The following is a 24,863-nucleotide window of genomic DNA, read 5'->3' as shown; positions in this document are numbered from 1 at the left end:
GTGACAAAAAAACAGGAATATACGGGCGATTACCCGAACAAGACGCTGTATCTCCCGGGGCCGACCGAGGTCCGCGAGGACGTGATCGACGCGATGGCCGAACCGATGTTCGGCCACCGGATGGATCGAATGACCGACCTCTATACGACCATCGTCGAGGACACCAAGGAGTTCCTCGATACCGACCAGGAGGTTATCATCCTCACCGCCTCGGGCACCGAGTTCTGGGAGTCGACGACGCTGAATCTCGTCGAGGATGACATGCTGGTCCCGACCAGCGGCGCGTTCAGCGAACGACAGGCAAACGTCGCCGAACGACTGGGCAAAAACGTCGACCGAATCGAATACGACTGGGGCGACGCCGTCAAACCCGAGGACATCCGCGATGCCCTAGAGGAGAACGACTACGACGCGGTCGGTGCCGTGATGAACGAAACGTCGACCGGCGTGCGCAACCCTATCGAGGAGATCGGCGATCTGCTCGGTGACTACCCTGACACCTACTTCATCGTCGACGCAATCTCCTGTCTCGGCGGCGACTTCATCGACATCGAGGGCCACAACATCGACGCCATCTTCACCTCCACGCAGAAGGCCTTCGCCATGCCGCCGGGACTGGCAGTCTGTACCGTCAGCGACGACGCCTACGAGCGAGAACTGGAGAAGGATTCGGCCTCGTGGTACGGCGGATTCCAGCGCACGCTCGATTACTACGACCGGAAGGGCCAGACCCACTCCACGCCCGCGATTCCGATCATGCTCGCCTACCGCAAGCAGATGAAACACATGCTCGAAGAGGGCCACCAGGCCCGCCACGAACGCCACCAGGAGATGGCCGAGTACACCCGCGAGTGGGCACGCGAGCACTTCGGCCTCTTCCCGGAGGAGGGCTACGAGTCCCAGACTGTGACCTGCGTCGAGAACACGCAAGGGATCAACGTCGCGGAGACTGTCGAACAGGTCTCCGAGGAGTACGACATGGTCTTCTCCAGCGGATACGGCGATATCAGCGAGGAGAGCTTCCGAATCGGCCACATGGGCGAACACACCGTCGAGAGCATCAAGGAACTCACCGACGCCATCGAGGACGTGGCCGACCTCTGAGAGTTACCCTGTGGTTGGTCGACCACCAACGGGGACGAAGCGTCTCAAACAGTCGCCTGTAACAATATTTGCAAGGCCTGCGGCAGAAGGACGCTGATGCCGATCTGGGCCCACATCGTGAAAGTCGTCGGGTACTCGCTAGTGCCCTGAATCCGTCCGAGCCGATATTCGAGCGCGTCGAGTCGATCCTGATCGGTGATCTCTGCTTCTGCGATGTCGTGGGGGTTCTCGATGATTTCGTGAATTTCCCGTTCGATGACTCGGAGTTGTCGCCGCCGTTCGGATTTCATGATCCTGTGGATCTCGTACATCGAATAGCCGATTGTCCCCAGTCCGAACAACCACAGAATGGTGAACATCCCCGCCTCTGCCGCCCCGGGCGGATTAGCGACCGCACCCTCTAACGGCGTGATGAACAGCCCGTAGTAGAATGCGAGATAGAGCAACAGACCGGCGGTGTAAAAGTAGTACGACCGTTTCAGAAGCGCGCCAATCGGCTGGAAGCCGCCCATATTCTGCGGATCGAAAAAGAAGAGGTTAGCATTCTGTTTCCGGAGCCAGCGCGGGATCCCGACGTGAAGGGTCGTGTACTCGCTGACGAAATCTATCGCCACCGGGAGATAGCAACCCGGGAGGATAACCAGCGTGAACACGATTCCGGCGAACCCCTGCGTCTGAACGACCGTCGAGATACCGATGATGAACACCTGATAGGAGAAAAAGCCGAGCAGTCCGACGGCGTAGAGGGCGACCCGCGTGCGGAACGACAGCGCGTAATCGTCCGCGCGCTCCGGGTCGCAGATTCCGCGCTCGACAAGCAGTTCCATCGAATCGAGATGTCCCTCGCGCATATATCTGGTACCGACGGCGGCCAGCAAGATGCCCAGATAGAGAACCACATAGAACGGGTTTCGAACGACTGCGTGAGTTCCGCCCGTCAGGTGGGCATACGTGTTGAGGACGGCACCGTCGAAGACGATGAATAGCAGAACGTAGACGTAGGACGGATACGCTGAAGAGATTGGCAGAGACCGACTGAGCGCCTCAATTCGACTCGCTCGTGAAAGCCATTCGATGAGTGTCGGTGCTACGTTCGACTGTAGGCGGCCCATTTCGTACGTTCATCCACAAACTAAACTACCATTAAAATACTGACCGGAGAAACACCGACAGCGGATTGTGAGTGTCTGTAGCAGGAGCGTAGCCGAATAACACGACAGATCCCGCCGGTCAACTCACTTCTCCGGCAGCGGGGCTGATCGATTCTCCCGAAAGTGTGCCTCCTGCGAAAGTTTCAATAGAAATCAAGCCAACTAGAGCCTGAACCATGTGCCATGGGTTCTCATACCGGGAAGATAGCATCGAGGAGGAAACCGAATCAGAGCCAGAGTTCCTGAACGAAGAGGGCAGTGCCGAGACGGAACTCGTGACCGACGGCGGGGACGAGGACGACGAGGAGTAACGGGGTTCTCGGAGAGGGTGTGTGTTGGTCCGGTCGTCCGGTCTTTTTAACGGGATTCGATCGACGATCCGAGAGATCCGTCTCGATCCCGCTGGACATTTCACTGAGCCATCCCACGTTGCTGCCGATGGAAACCGCCGAGCAGGAACCAGAAGACAACCCCTACGTCAGCGATCCCGAGACGGATTTCGAACCGGTGGAGGTTCTCGACGAGCAGGCGGCACGCGAGCAGGCCACCTTGCTCCGCGAAGCGATCCGGTACCACGATTACCGCTACTACGTCGAGGCCGACCCGGTGATCGGCGACCGGACCTACGACGCACTGTTCGACAGACTGCTCGCACTCGAAGGGCGGTTCGATCTGGATACCGAGGCCAGCCCCACTCAGCGCGTCGGGGCCGAACCGCTGGACGAACTCGATACGGTCGAACACGTCGCCGTGATGCGCTCGCTCGACCAGAGCGGCGACGCCGAAGAGGTCCGGGAGTTCGATGAGCGAGTTCGGTCGGATCTGAGCGGCTGGGAGGGTGAGATCGAGTACTTCTGCGAACCGAAATTCGACGGGCTTTCGGTCGAAATCGTCTACGAGAACGGCATCTACCAGCGGGCCGCCACCCGCGGGGACGGCGAGCGCGGCGACGACGTGACCGAGCAGGTCCGGACCATTCCGGCAGTCCCCGAACGACTCCGCGGGAATTACCCCGAGTTTCTCGCGGTTCGCGGGGAGGCGCTGATGCCCCGGAAGGCCTTTCAGGAGCACAACCGCGAACGCGTCGAATCGGGCAAAGAACCGTTCGCCAACCCCCGCAACGCCGCCGCAGGGACGCTTCGCCAACTCGATCCGAGTGTCGTCGCCGAGCGACCGCTCACCGTCTACTTCTTCTCCGTGCTCGACTCCTCGGATCCCGTCGAGCGAACGAGCGAGATCTACGAGCGATTTCCCGAGTGGGGCCTGCGCGTCACCGACCGAACCGAACTCGTCGACGATATCGAGGCCGCCATCGAGTACCGCGACCGGATGCTCGCCGAACGGGACAACCTGGAATTCGAGATCGACGGCACGGTGATCTCGGTCGACGACCGCGCGGCCTGCCAGCGGCTGGGCGCGACCGCCCGCGCTCCGCGGTGGGCGTTCGCCTACAAGTTCCCTGCCCGAAGCGGCGAGACGACGGTTCGGGAGATCACCGTCCAAGTCGGCCGGACCGGTCGGCTCACCCCCGTCGCGCTGCTCGATCCCGTCGACGTTGGCGGTGTGACGGTCTCGCGGGCGAGCCTGCACAATCCCGATGAAATCGCTCGCCTCGGCGTCGGCGTCGGTGACAGAGTTCGGGTCAAACGAGCGGGCGACGTGATCCCCGACGTGAGCGAAGTGCTCGACGGCGACGACGGGTCGTTCGAGTTTCCCGAAACGTGTCCAGTGTGTGGCGCAGCGGTTCAGCAAGACGGCCCGCTGGCGTTCTGTCCCGACGGACTGGGCTGTCCGGCACAGCGCGAGCAGTCGATCCAGCACTACGCCACCCGGGACGCGCTGGATATCGAGGGACTGGGCGAGCAGCGTGTCGAGCAACTGACCGAGGCCGGACTGGTCGAAGAACTGGCGGATCTGTACGAACTCACCGCCGAGGAGTTGACAGAACTTGAGGGGTGGGGCCAACAGAGCGCGGAGAACCTGCTCGAAGAGATCGAAGCAACCCGCGAACCACCACTCGCTGATTTCCTGACCGCGCTCGGGATTCCTGAAGTCGGACAGACGACCGCCCGCGCACTCGCCGCCGAGTTCGAGACATTCGAGGCAGTCCGGACGGCGAGCGCCGAGCAGTTGCGCGAGGTACCCGACATTGGCCCGAAAGTCGCCGAGTCGATCCGTGCGTTTTTCGAGAGCGAGGAGACCGCCGCGGCCATCGACCGACTCCTCGATCACGTCGACCCGCAGCGAGCGGAGATCGAACGGAGCGATGCGCTGGACGGCGAGACCTTCGTCTTCACCGGAGCGCTCGAAGAGATGACTCGCAGCGAGGCACAGGATCTCGTCGAACAACACGGGGCGAACGCGACGGGAAGCGTCTCGGGGAACACGGATTATCTCGTCGTCGGCGACAATCCGGGCCAGACCAAGCGAGACGACGCCGACAGCGAGGGGGTGCCGATGCTCTCGGAAGCGGAGTTTTACGAGTTGCTCGACGAACGCGGAATTGGGGGCTGACGGTAACCCGATTATTTGGTATCGAGCGACGAACAATCCGTATGGGCACCGACGGACTCATCGAACTCGATCAGGACTGCTGGATTGCGCTGGCGAAGTACAATCTCCTGCTAGCAACACTGTTTGGTGTACTTGCTGTCGGCTCTCGGGCAATCCTGGCCGACAATACCCTCTTACTCGTCGAAAACGGCATATTTGCGGTACTCTTCGGTGCTATCCAGACGTACGCCTGGCTTTCAGCCTGAAAGATGAGAGACGTTCGCTGATCGAAATCTAACGGCGTCGCTACCGGTGAGAGGGACGCAGATCACAGCTCACACTTCGTCGTCGGGGTCGTGTTTCTCGGCCATCCGCGAGGCTTCGCTGGCGTATCGCCCCCGTGTCTCCTCGTCTTTCACTTCGTCGAGATTCTCCGGCTTTTCCTCCCGGGCCGCAGTGATCGTCTTACCGTAGAGCATGTTGTGTGAGAGCTGTTTTTTCAGCTGTTTTTCCCCGTCGGTGGTCGCAAAGATGAGCGTCACGAGATCCTCGTCGTGGCCGTAACTGCGCTCGACCAGCCAGAGGCGAATGTCGTCGTCGGCCATACATCCCGTTGACCGCGGACCCTGTTGTATGCTCCGGGATGAGACAGCGCCGCGCACGCGTTTCTCAACAGCGATAATGGGCCGTCGAACTCATATCAGAAGCTCGCATAGACGGAGATATGGGGTGGCAATCGAAGGTCGAAGATCTCCTCTACGAGAGCGAATCGGTCGAGGAGGTCGTCGACATCGACACCGCGCGAGTCGTCGTGACGAGCCACCGCGTTCTGACCTTTACCCCCGAGATGGACGGCGAGAATTTCGAGCAGGTCGAGCGGCCGAACGTCACCGGGGTGTCGACCAGCGCGCGCTCCCGGACGGGACTGGCGGCCAAGAGCATCCGCTACGGCGTCTACAGCCTGATGCTCATGCTGGCTGGCCTGTTCATTAACTTCGACGCCCTGATCGGGGACATCCAGTTCGATTCCGAGGCCACACAGCAGACGGGTGCTGGCGGAATCGTCGGTATGGCACAGGGAATGTTGAATTTCTTCGGCCGCCTCGACCAGTACATGCAGATGATCGGCGCGCTCGGGTTGCTCGTCGCAGTCGTCATCTTCGCGGTCTACTGGCTGTTGCGGACGCCGACGCTCGCGATCGAAATCGCTGGTGACCGTGAGGATCTGCACGTCCCGCGTCCGGAGGATCCGGATCTCGCCGTGACGGCGCTGGAGGAGGCGATCATCATCGACGACAACGACGAAGATTCCTCCGGCAAACTCGCCTCGGTGCTGCCCGAGGACATCTTCTAACGACGGATCAAAGCCCGGGGAGCCACTACGAGTGAGTAATGGACGAAACGACCGTCCGCGACCGCGCCGCCGCCCTCCCCGCAGAACCCGGCGTCTACCAGTTTCTCGACGGCGAGCGGGTGCTCTACGTCGGTAAAGCCGTCGAGTTGCGGGACCGCGTCCGGTCGTACGCTGATCCGCGCAGCGAGCGGATCCGCCAGATGGTCGCCCGCGCCGACGACATCGACATCGCCGTCACGGACACCGAGTCGCAGGCGCTACTGCTAGAGGCGAACCTGATCAAACGCCACCGCCCGAAGTACAACGTCCGGCTGAAAGACGACAAATCCTACCCGCTGGTGGCGCTGACCGACCACGAGTTCCCCCAGATCCGGATCACTCGCGACCCCGAAAGCGGGTCGACGGTCTTCGGTCCGTTCACTAGCAAGGGGACCGTCGAGACAGTCTGCAAGGCTCTCCGTGACGTGTACGGCCTGCGGGGCTGTTCGGATCACAAGTTCGCCAACCGCGAGCGACCCTGCCTCGATTACGACATCGGCCTCTGCTCGGCCCCCTGTACCGGCGAGATCAGCAAGGAGGGCTATCTGGAAGACGTGGAATCTATCACCCGATTTTTCAACGGCGAGACGGGCGTGCTGACCGAGCCACTCAGCCAGGAGATGGAACAGGCCGCACAGGACGAGCGCTTCGAGCGGGCGGCAAATCTCCGGGATATGCTCGACGCCGTCGAGCAGTTCCGGGAGACCAGCGGCGAGGCGGTCACGAGCGCCGGGAGCGAGCGCCGGCGGACCGACGTGCTCGGCGTCTCGCTGGCCGGCCGCGAACCGACTGTCGCGCTACTGCGCGCGGAAGATGGGCAACTGGTCGACCGCGAACAGCACACGCTCGCAGTCCCCGACGGTGACGAACCGAGCGAGGCGGCGCTCGATCTGCCCGACCCCACCGACCCCGGCGCGGTCCTCGGTGCCTTCATCCCGCAGTATTACGCCGGAACGGAGTTGCCGGATCGGATTCTCTGTCCCGAACACCCTGTCGGCGACGGGCTGGACTCTTGGCTCGCGGGCGTCGGTGTCGAACTGTCGGTTCCGGGCGCAGGCCGGGAAGCGACGCTGATCGATCTCGCGATGAAAAACGCTCGTCGGCAAGAACGTGATCGTGACGGGACGACCGCACTGGCCGCCGCCCTCGGCATCGACGCCGCCGACCGGATCGAGGGCTTCGACGTGAGCCACGCACAGGGTCGTGCCGTCGTGGGAAGTAACGTCTGTTTCGTCGATGGCTCGCCGGACAAGAGCGGCTATCGTCGGAAGAAACTCGACGATGAAAACGACGATTACGCGAATATGCGCCGGTTGATCGAGTGGCGCGCCGAGCGAGCGGTCGAGGGCCGGGACGACCGACCGGATCCGGATCTCCTGTTGATCGACGGCGGCGAGGGCCAACTCGGGGCAGCCCGGGAAGCTCTCGATACGACGGGCTGGGACCTACCCGCTGTGGCCCTCGCCAAGGCCGAGGAACGTGTTATTACCGTGGAGGGAAGTTACAACTGGGACAGCGGAGAGGAGAAACTCAAACTGCTCCAGCGGGTGCGCGACGAGGCCCACCGCTTTGCGGTGCAGTACCACGAGACGCTGCGGGACGAGGTGTCGACCGCACTCGACGAGATCAGCGGCGTCGGTCCAGAGACGAGAAAGCGGCTGCTCGGTCGGTTCGGCAGCGTCGACGGCGTGCGGGAGGCGACGGTCACGGAGTTACGGGAAATCGAGGGGATCGGGAAGCGAACCGCCGAGCAGATCGATCAGCAGTTGTGATCTGGCCGCGCACCGCAGGTCAGTGAGTCTCCTCGACTTCCTCGAACAGCGCGCCGACACGGCGTTCGATCTCGTCGCGAATTTCGCGCACGCGGTCGAGATCCTGGCCGTCCGGGTCGTCGAGTGCCCAGTCACGGACGTCAACCTCCTCACCGACATCACCGACATCGAGCGTCGAGCAGCCCATCGTCGCGACGTATTCACAGGAACGGAGTTCGTCGAGGGTGATCTCCCGGGGCTGTCGGTCGGAGATGTCGATGCCGACCTCGTCCATGACTTCGATCACTTCGTCGTGGACGCTGTCGGCGGGATGGGTGCCGCCGGTCAGGATTTCGACGCGGTCGCCGAGGTTTCGCTCGGCCCGTTCGTGCTCCGCGAAGGCGGTCGACATCTGCGACCGGCCGGCGTTCTGAACGCACATGAAGGCGATACGGATCGTGTCTGTTGGATCGGTTGTGGATGACATTGTTAATCGTCAGTAGTTTCGGGCGCAGCGGAGTCAAGGCTACCGGTGTCGAACCCGCCCCAGTCGAAGCGGCGCTGGAAGTACAGCGCGACGTTGACCAGCGCGAGAAGCACTGGCACCTCGATGAGTGGTCCGACGACAGTCGCGAATGCAACACCTGAGCCGACACCGAAGACCGCGACGGCGACGGCGATGGCGAGTTCGAAGTTGTTCGAGGCAGCGGTGAAGCCAATGGCGGTGGTCGTCGAGTAATCCGCGCCGATACCTCGCCCCATCCCGAAGGACACGAGGAACATCACGACGAAGTAAATCGTCAGCGGGACGGCGATGAGCAGCACATCGGCTGGGGAGGCAACGATGGCGTCACCCTGCGTGGCGAACATCACGACGACGGTGAACAACAGGGCAACGAGCGTCAGCGGATCGATCAGCGGGACGAACTCCTCGTCGTACCACTGCTCGCTTTTCGCGCGGGTGCCGACGTAGCGGGTGAGAAAGCCCGCAGCGAACGGAATTCCCAGGAAGACGACGATGGCCTCGAACACCTGCATCGGCGTGATGTCGAAGGTCGTGATGCCGGCGACGAGCGATTCCATCCCCAGAAGCGGCGGGAGAAAGAGCGCGAAAAACCAGACGTAGACGCCGTAGGTGATGATCTGGAAGAGACTGTTGAACGCGACCAGCCCCGTGACGTATTCCGTCGAACCCTCGGCGAGTTCGTTCCAGACGAGCACCATCGCGATGCAGCGAGCCATCCCGATGAACACCAGTCCGAGGAAGTACTCGGGACGGGCGGGGAGCCCAGGGACGAGTCCGCTGAAAAAGAAGACTGCCAGCCCGAACATCAGCGTCGGGCCGATCAGCCAGTTCTGGACGAGACTCAACCCGAGCACCCGCCAGTTGCTGAAGACAGCCCGCAGTTGGGAGTAATCCGCCTTCGCCAGCGGCGGATACATCATCAGGATGAGGCCAATCTCGACGAGGTGAAACTCCTGGATCGGTGCAGTTACCGAGGGTGCGACGAAGCCGAGTCCGACGCCGACGGCCATCGCACCGAAGATCCAGACGGTGAGATACTTATCGAGGAAGTCCATCGACCGCGGGTCGCCACAGCTTTCACACCCACAGTTTGGGCCGTGATCGTGGACCGTCTCACTCATCTGTGATCGTTCCCTCGAGGACAGTCACGAGCGCCACAGCGCGGTTGGTTGCGCGGTACTTCTTCCAGCGGCCGTCTTTGTGCCCGTCGACCAGTCCGGCATCGACGAGTTCCGAGAGCGCGTGGCTGAGTCCGCTCTCGCTCACGTCGACGACGGCGTTGAGTTCACAGACACAGAGTTCCTCACCCGCCGCGACGAGTACGCGAACGAGCGTGTAGCGCGTCTCGTTGGCCAGCGCCGAGAGCACGTCGAGTTCGGCCTCGACTCGCGTCTCGCCGAGTGTCGCTTCCAGCGTGGTGAGTTCGTCGAGCCGGCGCTCGACATCCTCGCTACGACACTCGCCGAGTTCGTCGTCGAGGTAGCGTCGAAGTCGTTCTGTTGCTTGGGCCATCGACAGATAGTTGAATAGCTGCTCAATTAAAAATTGTGGTCGGAGTCGGAATCAGCGCAATTGGGAGTGAGTCGTCGCGCTCCAACGGGGATCAGTCGTCAATCACAACTGGAGTACCGTGCGACGAAGCCGTCTCGGCCGGCAGCGGCCGGGAGTCAGAAGATCGATCCGGCGCGGAGTTTCAGGACCCACAGACGCCCTACGTGCTCTCGGTGGACCGTGTGCTAGTAATCGAAAAGTGACCAGTCTGCGAATACGCACTCGGGTACACACTGTCCGCAGTTTCGTTCGCTGTCTGCTCGTTCGACAAGTCAAACACCGCCCTGATCGGCCGAAACGGATCGATCATTGCACAGCCGTAGTTGAATTTCCGTTCAACTGAAGTCCGGCGAGCATTCTCACAGGGCCGACAGCCCGTCCGGGGCGAGCCACCCGGCCAGGACTGGGAACGCCCGCGCCGTCAGAGCTGAACCGAGCGCAAGCCCCAATCCGCTGCCCGTCCAACGAGCGTGTATGTCGACAGAACCCGACAGCATCCGTCTCGTTCGCAACGCTACCCTGACGGTCTCACTCGATGGGACGACGTTTCTGATCGACCCGATGTTCGCGGAGGCGGAGAGCGCCCCCTCGATCGGAAACAAGCCCGGCGTCCCGGACTACCTCGAAACGGAAAACGACCGGCGGAACCCGATGGTTCCGATGCCGGATGTCGACTTCTCACATGATGCGGTAGTTGTCACACACCGCCACGACGACCACTTCGACGAGGCCGCGGTGGAACAACTCGATTCAGACGTGCCGCTGTTCTGCCAGCCCGCCGACGAAGAGGCCTTCGTCGAGGAGGGATTCACCGACGTGCGGCGCGTCAACGATCAAGCATCGTTCGAGGGAATTACCATCCACCGGACGCCTGGCCAGCACGGCCACGGTGAGCTGGCCGAGATGATGGGCCCCGTTTCTGGGTTCGTCTTCGAGGGGTCGGAGACGCTGTACGTCGCCGGGGATACGATCTGGTACGATCCGGTCGCGGAGGTCCTCGATCGATTCGATCCAGAGACGGTCGTGCTGAACGGGGGCGCGGCACAGTTCGAGGGTCACGAGCCGATCACCATGGGGGTCGACGACATCGCCGCCGTCCGGGAGGCCACCGACGCCACGGTCGCCGTCGTCCACATGGAAGCGATCAACCACTGTCTGCTCTCCCGTGACGAACTTCGGTCGGCGGTCGAGGACGTGCTGGTCCCCGACGACGGGGAGGAACTTTCGCTCTGATTCAGTTGGGGTCGAGCACGACTGCAGGCAGTGAGCAAAGTCGAGGTTCCGCAAGACAGTGCTTTCTAAAGAACAGGCGCTTCTCTGGGGGGTCCACAGTCGTGAGTTACTCTGGCTGTCGCACCGTCATTACGGGGGCGGGTGACGTGCGGACGATTTTCTCGGCGACGCTGCCCAGGAGGTATCGCTCGATCCCGCTGCGTCCGTGGGTTCCCATCACCACGAGGTCGATGTCGTGATCTTCGATGTACGACCGGATCCTGCGGGAGGGGGTTCCGTGGTCGGTTGCGGTCTCGACCGCAGAGACGGACGACTCGGTCGCCTGCTCCTCGACAGCGTCGACCGCCGACTGTGCCGAGTCTTCGAGCGCGTTGAGGATTTCACCAGAGGAGCGTTCGACCCCCAGCCCCATCGTATCGACAACCGAGAGCGCATGGATGCGAGCATCGTAGGTGGTTGCAATCTCGACGGCAGAGGGAATGACGACTTCAGCCCCCTGACTCCCGTCAGTCGGGACCAGGATATCGCTGTAGGGATAGGTGACTTCGCCGTTCTCTTGGGCTGGTACGGTCAACACTGGCACGTCCGACAGCCGGACGACTTTCTCGGTGACACTCCCCAGAAGAAATCGTTCGACGCCGGTTCGACCGTGTGTCCCCATGACGATGAGATCAATATCTGCTTCGGTAGCGTATTCGCGGATTGCTCTGTGGGGGATATCGGTACGGACGGCTTGTTCGGTCGAGACGCCACTCTCGGACAGTTCGGTGGACGTTCTCTCCGCGATTTCCGTTCGTTCTTTCTTGAACAGGTCGTGCTGTGGGGCATTTTCGAGTGTTCGGGAATCAGCCACGCACAGCACGTGGATGCTCGCGTCAGTTCGTGTCGCCAGGTCTTCGGCGTACCCAACGGCTGCCTCTGCACACTCACTACCGTCGGTCGGGACGAGGATGTTATCGAACATGCTACTAGTAGAACGTTCGACTGGATCACACATCAAAGGATGAGTGGTCCACAGGAGATGAAACCCGGACTGGGTAACGATCCGCTCCAGCGAGAGACAAAGCAGCGACACCGAGCGTGTCGATTTCAACAGCGGGGCAGCCCATTCGATATATCGTTTATTGATTTATTACTTAAACAGAGGTCACGCGAGAGAGATCACAGTCGAACAGCCATTCTCGGAGAATGAGGCCGTTTCAGCCGGTTTGCGCCTCAGCAACGTCCGACAGCGAGCGGATGTCACAGATCTCGAAGCGAGCGCCGCTGGCCCAGCTATCGTCGATGGTGATCGACCAGCCGTGGCCGTCGACAATGTCGGTCACGATAGCGAGGCCGTAGCCGGTCCCCTCCTCGGAGTGGGTGACGCCCTGCTCGAAGATGTCGTCGCGTTTCTCCGGAGGGACGCCGGGACCGTCGTCGGCGATGAAGAAGCCGTCGTCGGTGACGCCGATCCGAACGGTCACGTCTTCGCCGCCGTGGTCGATGCTGTTTCGGATCAGGTTCTCGAACAACTGCTGGAGGCGGTCGGGGTCGGCGTCGAACCGGGCGTCCCCTTCGAGATCGAGGGTCGCCTCGGCTGTATCGACACTCTCCCAAGCGTCTCGGGCGATGGCCGACAGCGAGATGGGCTCGCGGTCGAGGTCCTGATCGCCGCGGGCCCGAGCCAGCAGATCCTCGATCAGATCCTCCATCCGCTGGAGCGAGGTGTCGATTTTCTCGATGTGGGGCTGCGGGTCCTCGGCGTCTCGCGCGAGTTCGGCGTGTGCTGAGGCGATATTGAGCGGGTTGCGCAGGTCGTGGCTGACGACGCTCGCGAAGTCGTTGAGTCGCTCGTTGCGCTGGGCGAGTTGTCGCTCCCGCAGTGTCCGGGCGAAGGCGGACTCGACCGTACTCGCGAGCAGCCGAAACAACTCGGCGTCAGTCTCGTCGAAAGCATCGCGCTGATCGGAGTAGGCGCCGATCACGCCGTATTCGCCGACCGGGACGAGCAGTTCGGAGGTGACTTTCCCGGGATGATGGGAGGTCGAGGTCGTCGCCGGAACGAAGCCGAGTTCGCGGGACTGGCCGCTCTCGTAGACCTCCCAGATGAACTCGCTGTCCTGGCCGAGCGGAGACATCTCCTCGACGCGGTCGTCGATCTGTTCGGACCACGCCAGCGGATCGAGTTTGTCTGTCGCGTCGTTGTACCGCCAGACGGCCGCGAGTTGAAAGTCGAGGATCTCTTCGGTTGCCTCGACGGTCCCTTCAGCGATTTCGGTGTCAGACTCGGCGACGATGAGCTCTCGGGTCACGTCGTGCAGCGATTCGAGTTTCTGCTGGAGTTGGACCTGCTCGGTCACGTCCCGGAGAAACACCGAGAGGCCGTCGTCGGAGGGATAGGCGTTGACCTCGAACCACCGATCCCGGGGCCGGTAATGTTCCTCGAAACTGGTCGGTTCCTGACTCCGCATCGCCTCGTTGAATTTGCTGTAAAAGCTGGTCGAAATCGCCGCCGGAAAGGCGTCCCAGAAGCGGACGCCCGTGACTTCAGATTCCTCGACATCCAGCACCTGTTCGGCACGGCTGTTCAACAGCACGAACCGATCCTCGTTGTCGAGCGCGAAGAAGGCGTCTGTGATGCGTTCGAGCGTGTTCTCGAACCGTTCGCTTGGCCCCTCGAACTGCTCGGCCTGTTTGTAGTCGGTGATATCCCGGAGAAAACACTCGATACCGCCGCTGTCCAGCGCAACCGCCCGGACATCGAGCCAGGCGTCGGCTGGTTCGTGGTAGATATCCGTCGTCGTCGGCTCTCCGGAGTCGCGGACGCGCCGGCACAGCTCCTGAAACTCGGTCTCCTCCCACTCGGGGAGCAGTTCCCAGAGGCGGTTGCCGGTCGCCGCTGCGGGTGAGAGATCCGTCCAGGCTTCGAGCCGTGGATCCCAGTCGGTCACGACCCAGTTGTTGTCCAGCGCGATATACTGACCGAGCGAGCGCGGGACGTGCTGGTCGCGCTGGCTGGAGGCGCTGAGCACCTGTCCAACCAGTTCGTCTGCGGCCTCCGCACGGCTCTCCCCGGGGTAGATCTGGTGGAGTTCGACCGTCTCGGGGACGGCAGCGATCGCGCCGCTCAGATCGAATACCGGCACGTCGGGGTTACCGTCGGCGACGGCATCGACGACCTGCTGGAGGTCGTCTCCCTCGATCATCCCACAGACGACCGCATCGAGAAAGGAGGTCTCGATGATCTCGGCGGTTTCCGCCGGCGTCGTCGTGAGGAGGTGAACAGGACGGTGCAGCCGCTGATCGAGGGCACGGACGATGTCGAGCCCACGTTTCTCGTCACCGACGTATGCGAGGACCAACGGCTCGAGCATACACGCTGACTGTACACCTCATGGTATAAGAAAGCATGGACATTGGTTATCAGTATTGATTACAATAGGAGATGATAAGTCTCAGAACCGCTGGTAGACGACGGAACCGTCCACAATCGTCATCTCGACGGCGAGCGAGCCGATGTCAGACTTTTCCCATGGAGACTGATCGAGAACGACGAAATCACCGCGTTTGTCGGGTTCGATAGTGCCAAGCCAGTTCTCGTCGAAGCCAGCGTAGGCACCGCCGAGCGTGTACGCCTGGACCGCCTCGCTGGTGTCGAGTTGCTGGCTCTCTTCGGGCGCGCTCGTCGCCTGCTCGATGCCAAAGAGCGGATCCATCGGCATGCAGTCGCTGCCGAACGCCAGCGGAATCTCGACGTCGAGAACGCGGCGAAACTGGTTGGTCTGCCGTCGCCGCTGTTCGCCAAGCCGGTCGTCGTAGAGGCCACCTTCGCGGGCCCACTTGAGGAAATTCGGCTGCGCCGAGACGACGATATCTTCCGCTGCGACGTCTGCCATCCGCTCCGTCGAGAGCAGTTCTGCGTGTTCGATCCGATGCCGTTGGCCCATCGTTTCCTCGTAGGCATCGACGACGGCATCGACCGCGTCGTCGCCGATAGCGTGGATCATGGCTTGCAGGTCGGCCTCGTCGATTCGGTCGACGAGTTCCGCCAGCTCCGTCGGTGGCGTCGTCCACTCACCGCGGTCCTCGCTGTCGGCGTACGGCTCCGAGAGGCGGGCCGTTCGGCTCCCGAAACTCCCGTCGGCGAAGGCTTTGATCGCACCAGTCCGGAGGTGTTCCGTTCCGTGGTTGCTCACCAGTCCAATACCTTTGAAGGCATCCAGATGCTCGGCAGTGTAGTTGAGGCGAACTCGGAGTGTGAGCTCGCCGTCGCGATCGAGTTCGCGGTACGTGCGGGCGACGTCGGGGTCACGAACGATGTCGTGGACGCTCGTCACGCCGTGGCGGTGGGCGTACGCCTGGGCGGTGCGCAGATACTCGCGGATCCGTTCCGGGCCAGGATCGATCTGCTCGCGCAGAACTGAAAGCGCGTCTTCGCGGAGCACACCGGTCGGCGTACCCGACTCTTGGTCGACGTACTTGCCGGGGAGTTGGTCGCCGAACTGGTCGAGGACGACGCTGTTGACCGAGGCGAGATGGAGGTCCTCCCGGTAGGCGACGACCGATCGGTCCGTGCTCACCTCGTCGAGTTGCTCGCGGGTGAGATACGCGCCGTTCCAGCGACTCTCGTCGTAGCCGAAGCCGAGAATCCAGCCGTCGGTCTCCTCGCATCTGGCCGCGAGTGCGTCGAGACAATCACTGGGCGACTCGGCGTCGGAGAGGTCGGCCTCGACCTGCTGTTTGCCGAGCAGGTCCATGTGCGTATGAGCGTCGATAAATCCCGGGAGAACGACGCGGTCGTCGAGGTCGACGACAGTCGTTTCGACACCGACGAGAAAGTCGACCTCGTTGGTGCGGCCGACTGTTGCGATCCGGCCGTCCCTGACGGCGACCGCCTCGGCAGTATCGCCGGCGAGCGTTCGGATCCGGCCGTTGCGCAAGACGAGATCTGCGGCCTCTGTCATACCTCTACTGGCTCACCGAGGCCGTTAATCGTTTGCCCTATCTTCGGTCGGGCGACCGAGAGTTCCCTCGTCGTCGAACCGCCGGGCACGCAAGAACCGGGCACGGAATCGGTTTGCACCCTCACCGAGGTCCGCGTCGCGGACATTCTCGATCTCTCCGTCGGCGACAGCGTCGACCAGTGCTTCGAGTTGTTCCTTCTCGCTCGGCGTCAGCTCGAACTCGTAGCTCTGGGTCTGTTCGGCGTCGAGTTTGGTGAACTTCCGGGCGGCCGTGATCACGAGCGAACACGGTTCCCGACAAGGGAACGGGCCGTCGCCACCGGGCGTCTCCAGTTCAGTTTCGTCGTCGTACTGCCAGCGGCGACGTTTGAGACACTGCGAGTCTCGACAGCAACTCTCGGCGACCCACTCGACGTGGTCGTGACCCTCGCCGCGGTCCCACGTCTCGATGACGCCGTACATCCCAGTCTGGCGCGCCATCGTCTCCCGCCAGTGGCTCACGTCCAACTGGCCGGTCCGCTCCTGCTGCCAGTTCGTAATCGTCGCTGGATAGAAGAAATCGACCGCCTGGACCAGTTCTGCGGGACCCAGGTCGGGGAACTCCCAGCCGGTTCGCAGCGTCGGCGCGGTCTTCAGCGGCCGGTAGCTCCCGTCGTCAGTATGTGTCGCGAGTTCGCGGGCCGCCAACGGGTCGTCGTACCGTTCCAGTGCGTCTGCTCCGGCATCGTCGACGTGACAGAGTCGATATCGCCGGCGACCGTCGCCATCGAGACGAGCCGTGATGTGGAGTTGGCCCCACTCCGTAGTGATACCGTCCGCGAGCCGATCGTACCGGTCGGGGACCGGATCGTCGCCCTCCAGCCAGCGGAGAAACGCCCATCGGTCGTCTTTCTGCGGCGCGACGGCGTGCCAGAAATACCAGTTCGTGACGTGTGGTGTGCCGGTTGCAAGCTCCCGTACGGCTGGTTCTGTGAGGCCCGTCAACTCCATTTCGGGCGTGCGGTAGCTGTACGCACCGTCGAATTCGACTTCGAGCCCGTCGAAGGAAATCCCGTCGGGGGCAGTCTCGACGAGCGCGTCGACGTACCCGTGTGACATACACAACGAGAAGACGTGAGCGCGGAAAAGTCGGCCGATTCCGGGGAATACTGGAGTCCGGTCGCACCGGGAGTTGCGGGCAGGTCACCGCAGCCCAGCGGACGGTGGCTCCTCGGGAGTCGTCTTCGTCCGTGCACGGACCTGAGCGTGTGCCTGTTCGACAGCAGCCCCGGCCTCGTCGGCCCGTTCGAGGACGACATCGGCGAGTAGCGGCTCTGTTCCGACGGCTCCGGAGTACCAGATGCGGTGGCCGTCGACCGTCTCGGGAATCTCGTAACCGGTTCGGTAGTCGTCGGTCAGTCCCATATCCTCCGGGATATCCTCCTGCGTGTGGAAGCCGTCGGAGATAAAGAGTGGGACGACGACGATATCGCCGGTCTCGAAGTACTCCGTCACGTCGTCGATTTCGGGATCCTCGTCCATGAACAGCGCCTGCACCTCCTCGAAGCGGTCCATTTCGCGGATGCGGTCGGCGTGGTACTCGATGGCCTTCGCGGAGTTCTCGTTGCGGCGGGTGCCGTGGCCGACGACAGCGAGGCCGAAGCCGTCTCCCACTGATGGATCGTCGGTCACCGATTTTGCGCGCTGGACGATCACGTCGCTCATCGCGTCGTGGGTCCCGACGGGACCGCAGTAGTTGACCGTCTGACCGGTATCGCCGGCAGTGAGAACTGCTGTGTCGGCGCTCGTGCCGTCCGAATCCCACAGCTCAGGATCCCACTCGTCGAGGCGGAGTTCTCGGGGAATTACCTCCTCAGTGAAATAGCCCTCACTGATGAACAGCGGGACGACGTACACCTCGTCGGCGTCGACGGTCCGCAGAACTTCACGGAACGAGGGTTCTTCTTTCCAGAACGTTTCCCGAACTTCGTCGAAGGCACCCGTCGCGCGGATCTGATCGGCGTGATCGAAGGCAGGGGCGCTCGACCCCGGATTCTTGTGCGAGCCGTGGGCCGCGATGACGAGGGCGGTTGACATACGCCGCAGTTGGGGCGAGAGCGGCTTAGGGCCTGCGAATAATTAAGCCACTTCCGCCAGTTGCATCGGGTATGACCCTCGCAGAACAGGCCCGCGAAGCGGCGTGTGAATATCCCTTCATCCACGACGCACTCGAAGCCGGGGTGCTCAACTACTCGGCGGCGGCCCGGTTTCTCGACATCGGCGACGAGGAGGCCGTCGCGGCCGCGCTCCGGCGGTACGGTGAGGAACTCAGCTACGATGCCGACGAGACGGACGTGCGGGTAACGATGGAGACCGGACTCGGCCGCGGTGAGGGCGGGCTGTTGACTGTCGGCGAGACGGGATTCGTGTCCGGCGAGGGGACCCTCACGGCAATTCTGGTCAGCGGGGCGGTCTCGATCCGGCTGTTTCGCCGTGTGCTCGCTCGCTGTGAAACTGCCGATATCGAGGTTCGCGGGTCCGGATACGATCCAGAAGCGATTCTCGTGGTCGTCCAGCGCCGCGACGGACCCGACGCGCTTCGACTGGTCGAATCGGTCTGTTCCTCCTGATTTTCGCCGGTAGCGCTGGATTCGTGACTTTTGAGTAGGTCGCTTGAACGCATCTAATAAATCGTATACCGCGATATCAAACAATTGGATCAGATCGTATCCGACTAGTAGTTTGCAGTGGATTTACTGAGGGTTGCTACCAATTAGCAAGCGTATAACTACGTGGAAACAGCTAGTAGAGCAGTCTATGTCAGAGCCGCAAGAACTTAGCAACCGAACGCAGGGCGACCGAACCGCGCCGCCGACGGAGCCGGAGTATCAGCTCCAGTGTGCAACGGCGCGGTTGGAGGCCGCTCTGCAGTCGCTGGATCTCGAAACGGAGACCGAACAGGCTGAGGCGATCATCACCGCGCTCCGTGCCACTGATCGAGCGTGTGAACTCGGCGAAACCAAACAGCCGGACATCGAGATTACCGACCGGCTACAACGGAAGTGATCACTCGTTTCGGAACTCCGGGTCGCGGCCCTCTAGTCGCGCTTGGACGCCCTCCTGATAATCTTCGGTCCGGTAGGTCTCCTTGGCCAGTGCGCGCTCGAACGCCAATCCTTCGTCGAGTGCCATCTCACCAGCGGCGTTGAGCGCCTGTTTTGCCATCGACATCCCGATGGGTGCGTTCTCGGCGAGTTCGTCGGCCAGTTGTCGTGCCGTCTCGACGACATCCCCAGGCTCGACGACTTCCCGGACGAGTCCGGCGTCGGCGGCGGTCTGCGGATCGATGTACTCGCCGGTGAGAACGATCTCTTTGGCCTTGGCCAGGCCCACCAGCCGGGGCAGGCGCTGGGTCGCGCCGCCGTGCGGGAAGGTGCCGAGTTTGACTTCGACGACGCCGTATTTGGCCTCGCTGTCGATGATCCGAAAGTCGAACGGCAGCGTCAACTCGAAGGCTCCGGCCGGGGCCGCGCCGTGGATCGCCGCAATCGTCGGGGCCGAACAGTCCTCGATGGTTTCGAGCAGGTCAGGAAACAGCGACTCCGTGACCGACACGTCAGTCGATTCGTCGGCGAGGCCGCGCATCATCTCCAGATCCATCCCCGCACTCAGCACCGGTCCCTCGCCGTGGAGGACGACCGCGCGGATCTCCGTATCCTCGTCAAGCGTTCGGAAGGCCTGATTCAGGTCCCGCATCAGCGACTCGTTCATCGCGTTGCGTTTCTCCGCGCGCTGGATGACAACCTCCGCACGGTGGCCGTCGCGGTCGATGCGAGCGAGTCCGTGGTCCATCTCCGTCGAACTGTTCATACCTCCGGCTGCGACGGACAGTACTGTAAAACCACAGGTCGAAACTGCAAACTCGGGTGATTACTGATCTGCGTCTTCGACGCGGCCGCCGTCGCTGGCTGCCGGTGTCGTCACGTCCTCGGCGGCGTCACTGAAGTTCGCCTCCGGTCCGAGATACTTCGTCCAGAGGACGAGCAGGCTCGGAAGGACGAGCACGCTCGCGAGGAAGGCGTAGATGATCGTCATCCCAGTGATGATCCCGAACTGCTGCAGCGGCGGGAGGATGGCGAAGGCGAGGACGCCGAACCCACCGACGGTCGTGGCAGCACTCCCGAGGAGAGCGCCGCCGGTGCCGGTGACCGTTCGGGACATCGCCTCCCAAACCGAGCCCGTCCGTTTCAGTTCGAGAATGTACCGTTCGCTCATGTGGATGCTGTAGGCGACCCCGAGTCCGACAGTGAGGCTTGTGATCATCCCTGTCATGATGTTGAACGGAATGTCGAGCAGATACATGGTCCCGAGAATCCACGTCACGCTGAACAGGACCGGGAGCAGGGTCACGATTCCCAGTGTCGCACTGTCGTTCGTGATCCGGTAGATGAGCATGAGGAACGCGAAGACGGCGAGCAGTGTGATCAACAGACTCTCGATGACCGTATCGAGAAGCTGATCCTGGATGATATCGAACAGGATCGTCTGTCCGGTCGCGGTGGCTTCGAGGCCACTGCTATCGAGGCCCGACGCGATCGTTCGCATCTCGTCGGTCACGTCGCTCATCGCTGCGGTCCCGCTCGTCGAAACGACCATCCGGACCGCCGGGTACTCGCCGTCGTCAGTCCGGGAGATGACGTTTCCGGCGTCTTCAGGTGCGGTGGCGAACAGCGCGTCGTACACGCCCTTGACGTTCCGATCCGGAATCCGATCACCGTCGGTGTCCGCGGCCGTAAACGTCGCGTTGAAGGAGTCGTTCTCGCTCGCGACCTGTCGCATCGTGCGAAGCGGACTCTGCACGTCGGCTTCGCCGTTCGAGAGCGTGACAACGACATCGCTGTCAGCGGCCTGCCGTTCGGCATCGTCGAGTCGTTGTAACGTTGCCGGATCGGTCACGTTTCCTTCGACGAGAATCTGTGCCTGGGAGTCTTCGCGGACGAAGTTGTTGTTGACGTAGTCGAGGTTCTCTTTCATCGAGTACTCGCCCGGCTTGAACGGTTCGGGAAGCTGGTTAGTCCAGTTAGGTGGCTCTTCCGCGATGAAATCCTCCTGGTTGAAGCTGGTGTCGACCTGCGTGGCCCCGTACGCACCGCCCGCGCTCACGAGAATCGCCACGAGCAAGATTGCGATGGGTGCCTTCTTGGCCGCCGTTGCCCCGAGCGAAATCGCCGAACTGAATCGGCCGTCACCCGTGCCGAAGGCGCGCTTGTCGCGGGAGATGCCGTGGCTTTCGAGGAACTCGTCGACTTCGACCTTCAGTGCGGGAACCAGGATGCCGAAGATGAGAAGGGCAGCCGTGATCCCGACGGCGCTGACGATCCCGAAGTCCTGGATTGGCGGCACCGGACTCGTGAGATTCGAGAGGAACCCGATGGCCGTCGTCGCCGTCACCCAGACGAGGGCAACGCCGACGCCGGCCAGCGCGACGCGCATCGATCCGCGGACGCCCTCACCCTCGCTCGCCTGCCGTTGCTCGCGGTGACGCATGAAGATGTGAATCGCGTAGTCGATCGAGAGCCCGATGAGGAGGACCGGAACCGCGATGAACATCTGGTTGAAGTCGATGCCGGCCCAGCCCATGAAGCCGAACGTCCAGACGAGTACGGCACCGATCCCGCCGAGTCCGAGCAGGATGTCGAGTATATCCCGGTAGGCGATGATCAGTGCGAGCACGACGAACAGCAGCGCGAGCGGTCCAACGATGGCGAGGCTGTCGCCCATCGAGTTGTCGATCTCGTTCGAGAGGATCCCGGTCCCGAAGACGATGGTCTCGAAACCGCTGTCTTCGGCTCTGTCGTCGGCGAGTGACTGCATTTCGAGCTGTGCGTCGACGAGTGCGTCAGACGCAGAGCCGGTCTGAGTCGTTCCCTCGGACTGGTGTGTCACGAGCATCATCGTCGCGTTCGCGCTCGTCGAGCCTGGCTCGTAGCCAATCGGCATGAACGCCAGCCCGTTCAACTGCCCGCTGGCGTCCTCACTGAGGACGGATCGAACCGCACTGTCGTAGGCAGTACTGTTCAGCGACTGGAGGGTCTCGATCTGTTCGTCCAGCGTCGGGGAGAGGCCCTCCAGTCTGGTTTGCTGTCGTTCGAGTTGCGAGCCGAGTTCCCGGAGGCGTTCTTGCTGGGACTGGAGGTCGGTCCGTCGCTGTTCGAGGTCCTCGTACTCGGGCGCGAGCACGCCTTGGGTCCCCTGCCGATACGCCTGCTCGATCCGCGTCTCGTTGTCGGTGCTGCGGAGCAACTGGACCGACTCGTTGAACGTCGCGTACTGGCCCTCGTCGAGTTCGACCGATGTGTTCTCCCGAATCGCCTCGAACTGGGCCCGCGGTTCGGCGTCGGGGTTTCGCTGGAGTGTTTCGAGCGCCGTCCGAAGCGCGTCGGTCGTCGCGTTCAGTTCGGCGTTGCGGCGCTGTAGTGCAGCGCCCTCTTCGCGAACGGTCGCGTTCAGTTGCTCGAACTCCGCGGCGGTCGTTTCGAGTTCCTGCCGTTGGTCGCCGATGATCGACGACGTGGCGACCAGATTCGCGACGCTGACCGTCGGCCGCTCGCTGACGAGGGTCTGGTTGATGTTCTCGCTGTCGCGGAACTCCTGCTGGAGACGGAGATTCTCGACCATCGCGTCCTGCGTGAGGACGTTCTCACCACGCAAGATCACCTGTGCCGTCGACGTGTTCTCTGCACCGGTCTGGAAGTTCTCCTCGATGTACGTGAGTTTCTCCTGCTCGACAGTGTCACTCTGGAACTGCTCCAGCGAGGACGATTGGTCGATCATGCCGGCCCCTGCTCCCGCGATGACCGTCACGACCAGCATAGCGGCGATCATGACCTTGCTATACCGCGTGATCAGCGTCGCGAACCGATCCGGAAGACTCACCGACACCACCTCAGCGACGAACCTACGGGTGGATACCGGATGTTACGCGTGAGTTCTGTCTGGCCCATATTGACTGAATGTTCATTCAACGGCTTATACCTGTCGAAGCCCAACAATGACGTTTTCGTCCCTAAAATGTCGAATTAGCACAGTCAGAGGGCGAAAATAGCCGGTAACTGATTGATTATTCAATCAACTTTAGTACCTGGGGTCGAACTGGTTTAGTATGAGCATCGGAGAGAACAGTCCTCGGGGACCGAATACGGTGGGTATCGAACCGACACGTAGGCAGTTCTCGGCTTCGGGAGGCGGACGGAGACGATGAACGGTGTCCCGCCGTTTTTACAGGAGCCAGAGGGCACGCGCGAAGAGATTCTGAAAGCGACCTACCTGGCGCTGTGCAAGCACGGATACAGCGATCTGACGATTCAGCGAATCAGCGACGAATTCCCGAAGAGCAAATCGCTCCTCTATCACCACTACGACGGCAAAGACGACCTGCTCCAGGATTTTCTCGGATTCATGCTCGACCGAATGGACGGACTGCCGCCGTTGACCGGAGATACCGCCGAAGACCACATCGAGAGCATCGTCGAGGAGACGTTTCCGCCGGAAGATGTCGCGAACGACGACCACTTCGCACAGGCGCTGGTCGAACTCCGCGCACAGGCGGCCCACGACGAACAGTACCGCGAATATTTCACCCGGGCCGACCGCTTCATTCGCAAACAGGTCGAACACATCATCCGGTCCGGCATCGAAGAAGGCGTCTTTCAGGAAGTCAATCCGCGAGAGACGGCGGCGCTGTTCGTGATTACCTTCACCGGAACGCTGACTCAGCGTGTGACCAGCAACGACGCGGGCCTCGAAGAGTCCCGTGCCGAGTTCGAGCGGTACGTCCGAGAGCTGTTGCTCGAAGACAACCCGGAGAAGGAGTAATCGTTGAACGAGCGTTCAACACCGGCGTCGAGGTCGTCCTCAGAAACGATCAGTCAGCAGGTTCGTAGCCGGCGTCTTCGATGGCCGCCCGGGCGTCCGCGTCCGACACCGAGCCTTCGATTACGACGTTGTCGGACTCGTGGTCAGCCTCGACGCCGGTCACGCCGTCCAGTTCCGACACGGCGTCTTCGACGTTCTGTTCACAGCCGTCACAGGACATTCCGGTGACTGTCAGCTCCATATCCGACTGTTGGCTCGGCAAATCAAAGGCTCTTATGATCGTCCGCAATCGTCCGATCAGGATACTGCTTACCTGTCCGCTTCGGTCTGATCGCTCAAATGGGAGGTGACGATTCGTTTGACGACCTCCGGATCAGGGACGTTACTGAGCGTGATGTCCTCGGCGTCCGTCCCGGCCGTGTAGAGCCGAACGTCTCCAAAACTCAGTACTCGCTCCAGAATCGACTGCTCGTAAGAGGTGTTCTGGACCCGGTCGAGACGGATCTGCGTGACATCCCGAGAGATGAGGCCGTACTTGACGTAGACCTGATCGTCGGTGATCACGTAGCGCAGTCGAATCCAGTGCAGATACGTGACCGCCGCTCTCCCGAAACCGACGGCCGTGAGCGCGAGCGGAAGATACCCCAGCCAGCGCGGCAGCGCGGAGGCGTCGGCTCTCGGTAACAGCCACAGCGAGAGGGTGATCCCGAGCACTGCGAGGATGAAGCCGGTCGCAATCGAGAGAGCGATGGTGTACACCGAGGGACGGCCCGTCCACTGGATCTGTTCGCCGTCCGAGAGATGCAGCCAGTCCGCCGTCTCGATCGACGCCAGCACGAGAGACGGAAACATGAGTTCGTG

24 protein-coding genes are annotated in these 24,863 nt (G+C 62.0%); 10 read left to right on the top strand and 14 right to left on the bottom strand.

What is annotated here, in order from left to right; genetic code table 11:
• Entirely contained in the window at positions 1-1,104 is a 1,104-nt protein-coding gene (locus tag V8P86_RS14590) for a pyridoxal-phosphate-dependent aminotransferase family protein (RefSeq protein ID WP_336328021.1), read from the top strand.
• Positions 1,105-1,148: 44 nt separating this feature from the next.
• On the opposite strand, the gene V8P86_RS14585 is transcribed toward V8P86_RS14590, so the two are convergent.
• On the bottom strand, positions 1,149-2,216 hold the full coding sequence (locus V8P86_RS14585) for a hypothetical protein (RefSeq protein ID WP_336328020.1): 1,068 nt from the start codon (positions 2,214-2,216) through the stop codon (positions 1,149-1,151).
• 215 nt (positions 2,217-2,431) lie between these two features.
• Here V8P86_RS14585 and V8P86_RS14580 point away from each other — a divergent pair, with 215 nt between their 5' ends.
• From V8P86_RS14580 to V8P86_RS14570, 3 genes are all read left to right on the top strand, one after another.
• Complete coding sequence (locus tag V8P86_RS14580) at positions 2,432-2,566, top strand: hypothetical protein (RefSeq protein ID WP_336328019.1); 135 nt, start codon at positions 2,432-2,434, stop codon at positions 2,564-2,566.
• Between the two features lie 127 nt (positions 2,567-2,693).
• Positions 2,694-4,769 carry an NAD-dependent DNA ligase LigA gene (ligA, locus tag V8P86_RS14575; protein ID WP_336328018.1) on the top strand — a complete coding sequence of 692 codons (2,076 nt, stop codon included), beginning with the start codon at positions 2,694-2,696 and terminating at the stop codon, positions 4,767-4,769.
• A 41-nt stretch (positions 4,770-4,810) separates the two neighbouring features.
• On the top strand, positions 4,811-5,014 hold the full coding sequence (locus V8P86_RS14570) for a hypothetical protein (RefSeq protein WP_336328017.1): 204 nt from the start codon (positions 4,811-4,813) through the stop codon (positions 5,012-5,014).
• A 69-nt stretch (positions 5,015-5,083) separates the two neighbouring features.
• On the opposite strand, the gene V8P86_RS14565 is transcribed toward V8P86_RS14570, so the two are convergent.
• On the bottom strand, positions 5,084-5,353 hold the full coding sequence (locus V8P86_RS14565) for a DUF7967 family protein (protein ID WP_336328016.1): 270 nt from the start codon (positions 5,351-5,353) through the stop codon (positions 5,084-5,086).
• Positions 5,354-5,472: 119 nt separating this feature from the next.
• Here V8P86_RS14565 and V8P86_RS14560 point away from each other — a divergent pair, with 119 nt between their 5' ends.
• Together V8P86_RS14560 and V8P86_RS14555 are read left to right on the top strand one after the other, a co-directional pair.
• Complete coding sequence (locus V8P86_RS14560; RefSeq protein ID WP_336328015.1) at positions 5,473-6,102, top strand: hypothetical protein; 630 nt, start codon at positions 5,473-5,475, stop codon at positions 6,100-6,102.
• 38 nt (positions 6,103-6,140) lie between these two features.
• A complete protein-coding gene (locus tag V8P86_RS14555) occupies positions 6,141-7,913 on the top strand; it encodes an excinuclease ABC subunit C (protein WP_336328014.1) in 1,773 nt (590 codons plus the stop codon).
• A 19-nt stretch (positions 7,914-7,932) separates the two neighbouring features.
• Here V8P86_RS14555 and V8P86_RS14550 read toward each other — a convergent pair whose 3' ends face one another.
• Genes V8P86_RS14550 through V8P86_RS14540 form a run of 3 tightly spaced genes read right to left on the bottom strand, consistent with a single transcriptional unit; the run spans position 7,933 to position 9,930 of the window.
• Positions 7,933-8,379: an arsenate-mycothiol transferase ArsC gene (locus V8P86_RS14550; RefSeq protein ID WP_336328013.1), complete on the bottom strand. Its 447-nt coding sequence runs from the start codon at positions 8,377-8,379 to the stop codon at positions 7,933-7,935.
• A 2-nt stretch (positions 8,380-8,381) separates the two neighbouring features.
• Positions 8,382-9,539: an ACR3 family arsenite efflux transporter gene (arsB, locus tag V8P86_RS14545; RefSeq protein WP_336328012.1), complete on the bottom strand. Its 1,158-nt coding sequence runs from the start codon at positions 9,537-9,539 to the stop codon at positions 8,382-8,384.
• On the bottom strand, positions 9,532-9,930 hold the full coding sequence (locus V8P86_RS14540; protein ID WP_336328011.1) for an ArsR/SmtB family transcription factor: 399 nt from the start codon (positions 9,928-9,930) through the stop codon (positions 9,532-9,534). Before V8P86_RS14540 ends, arsB begins: the two co-directional genes overlap by 8 nt.
• Positions 9,931-10,443: 513 nt before the next feature.
• Here V8P86_RS14540 and V8P86_RS14535 point away from each other — a divergent pair.
• Positions 10,444-11,202, top strand: coding sequence for an MBL fold metallo-hydrolase (locus tag V8P86_RS14535; RefSeq protein WP_336328010.1), 759 nt, complete (start codon positions 10,444-10,446; stop codon positions 11,200-11,202).
• Between the two features lie 106 nt (positions 11,203-11,308).
• On the opposite strand, the gene V8P86_RS14530 is transcribed toward V8P86_RS14535, so the two are convergent.
• From V8P86_RS14530 to V8P86_RS14510, 5 genes are all read right to left on the bottom strand, one after another.
• Positions 11,309-12,166: a universal stress protein gene (locus V8P86_RS14530; RefSeq protein ID WP_336328009.1), complete on the bottom strand. Its 858-nt coding sequence runs from the start codon at positions 12,164-12,166 to the stop codon at positions 11,309-11,311.
• 235 nt (positions 12,167-12,401) lie between these two features.
• Positions 12,402-14,558 carry a sensor histidine kinase gene (locus tag V8P86_RS14525; protein ID WP_336328008.1) on the bottom strand — a complete coding sequence of 719 codons (2,157 nt, stop codon included), beginning with the start codon at positions 14,556-14,558 and terminating at the stop codon, positions 12,402-12,404.
• Positions 14,559-14,639: 81 nt separating this feature from the next.
• The gene (locus tag V8P86_RS14520; protein ID WP_336328007.1) at positions 14,640-16,148 is read right to left on the bottom strand and encodes an amidohydrolase; all 1,509 of its coding nucleotides are present in this window, start codon (positions 16,146-16,148) and stop codon (positions 14,640-14,642) included.
• 24 nt (positions 16,149-16,172) lie between these two features.
• Positions 16,173-17,246, bottom strand: coding sequence for a DR2241 family protein (locus V8P86_RS14515; RefSeq protein ID WP_336328006.1), 1,074 nt, complete (start codon positions 17,244-17,246; stop codon positions 16,173-16,175).
• 84 nt (positions 17,247-17,330) lie between these two features.
• Complete coding sequence (locus tag V8P86_RS14510) at positions 17,331-18,224, bottom strand: CbiX/SirB N-terminal domain-containing protein (RefSeq protein WP_336328005.1); 894 nt, start codon at positions 18,222-18,224, stop codon at positions 17,331-17,333.
• 71 nt (positions 18,225-18,295) lie between these two features.
• On the opposite strand from V8P86_RS14510, the gene V8P86_RS14505 reads away from it, so the two are divergent.
• Together V8P86_RS14505 and V8P86_RS14500 are read left to right on the top strand one after the other, a co-directional pair.
• Positions 18,296-18,757 (top strand): DUF7523 family protein, encoded by a 462-nt coding sequence (locus V8P86_RS14505; protein WP_336328004.1) that lies wholly within the window; start codon positions 18,296-18,298, stop codon positions 18,755-18,757.
• A gap of 187 nt (positions 18,758-18,944) precedes the next feature.
• Positions 18,945-19,193, top strand: coding sequence for a hypothetical protein (locus V8P86_RS14500; RefSeq protein ID WP_336328003.1), 249 nt, complete (start codon positions 18,945-18,947; stop codon positions 19,191-19,193).
• On the opposite strand, the gene V8P86_RS14495 is transcribed toward V8P86_RS14500, so the two are convergent.
• Both V8P86_RS14495 and V8P86_RS14490 read right to left on the bottom strand, forming a co-directional pair.
• Positions 19,194-19,997: an enoyl-CoA hydratase/isomerase family protein gene (locus tag V8P86_RS14495; RefSeq protein ID WP_336328002.1), complete on the bottom strand. Its 804-nt coding sequence runs from the start codon at positions 19,995-19,997 to the stop codon at positions 19,194-19,196.
• Positions 19,998-20,057: 60 nt separating this feature from the next.
• Entirely contained in the window at positions 20,058-23,063 is a 3,006-nt protein-coding gene (locus V8P86_RS14490; RefSeq protein ID WP_336328001.1) for an MMPL family transporter, read from the bottom strand.
• Positions 23,064-23,384: 321 nt separating this feature from the next.
• On the opposite strand from V8P86_RS14490, the gene V8P86_RS14485 reads away from it, so the two are divergent.
• A complete protein-coding gene (locus V8P86_RS14485) occupies positions 23,385-24,002 on the top strand; it encodes a TetR/AcrR family transcriptional regulator (protein ID WP_336328000.1) in 618 nt (205 codons plus the stop codon).
• 49 nt (positions 24,003-24,051) lie between these two features.
• Here the strand turns inward: V8P86_RS14485 and V8P86_RS14480 are convergent, their stop codons facing one another.
• The gene (locus tag V8P86_RS14480; RefSeq protein WP_336327999.1) at positions 24,052-24,243 is read right to left on the bottom strand and encodes a heavy-metal-associated domain-containing protein; all 192 of its coding nucleotides are present in this window, start codon (positions 24,241-24,243) and stop codon (positions 24,052-24,054) included.
• A gap of 68 nt (positions 24,244-24,311) precedes the next feature.
• Positions 24,312-24,854, bottom strand: a complete 543-nt coding sequence (locus V8P86_RS14475; RefSeq protein ID WP_336327998.1) for a PH domain-containing protein — start codon at positions 24,852-24,854, stop codon at positions 24,312-24,314.
• Positions 24,855-24,863 lie beyond the last annotated feature (9 nt).

The organism is Halovenus anhuiensis, from assembly GCF_037080055.1.
Classification (GTDB): domain Archaea; phylum Halobacteriota; class Halobacteria; order Halobacteriales; family Haloarculaceae; genus Halovenus.
This window is presented reverse-complemented; position numbering and strand designations above follow the sequence as displayed.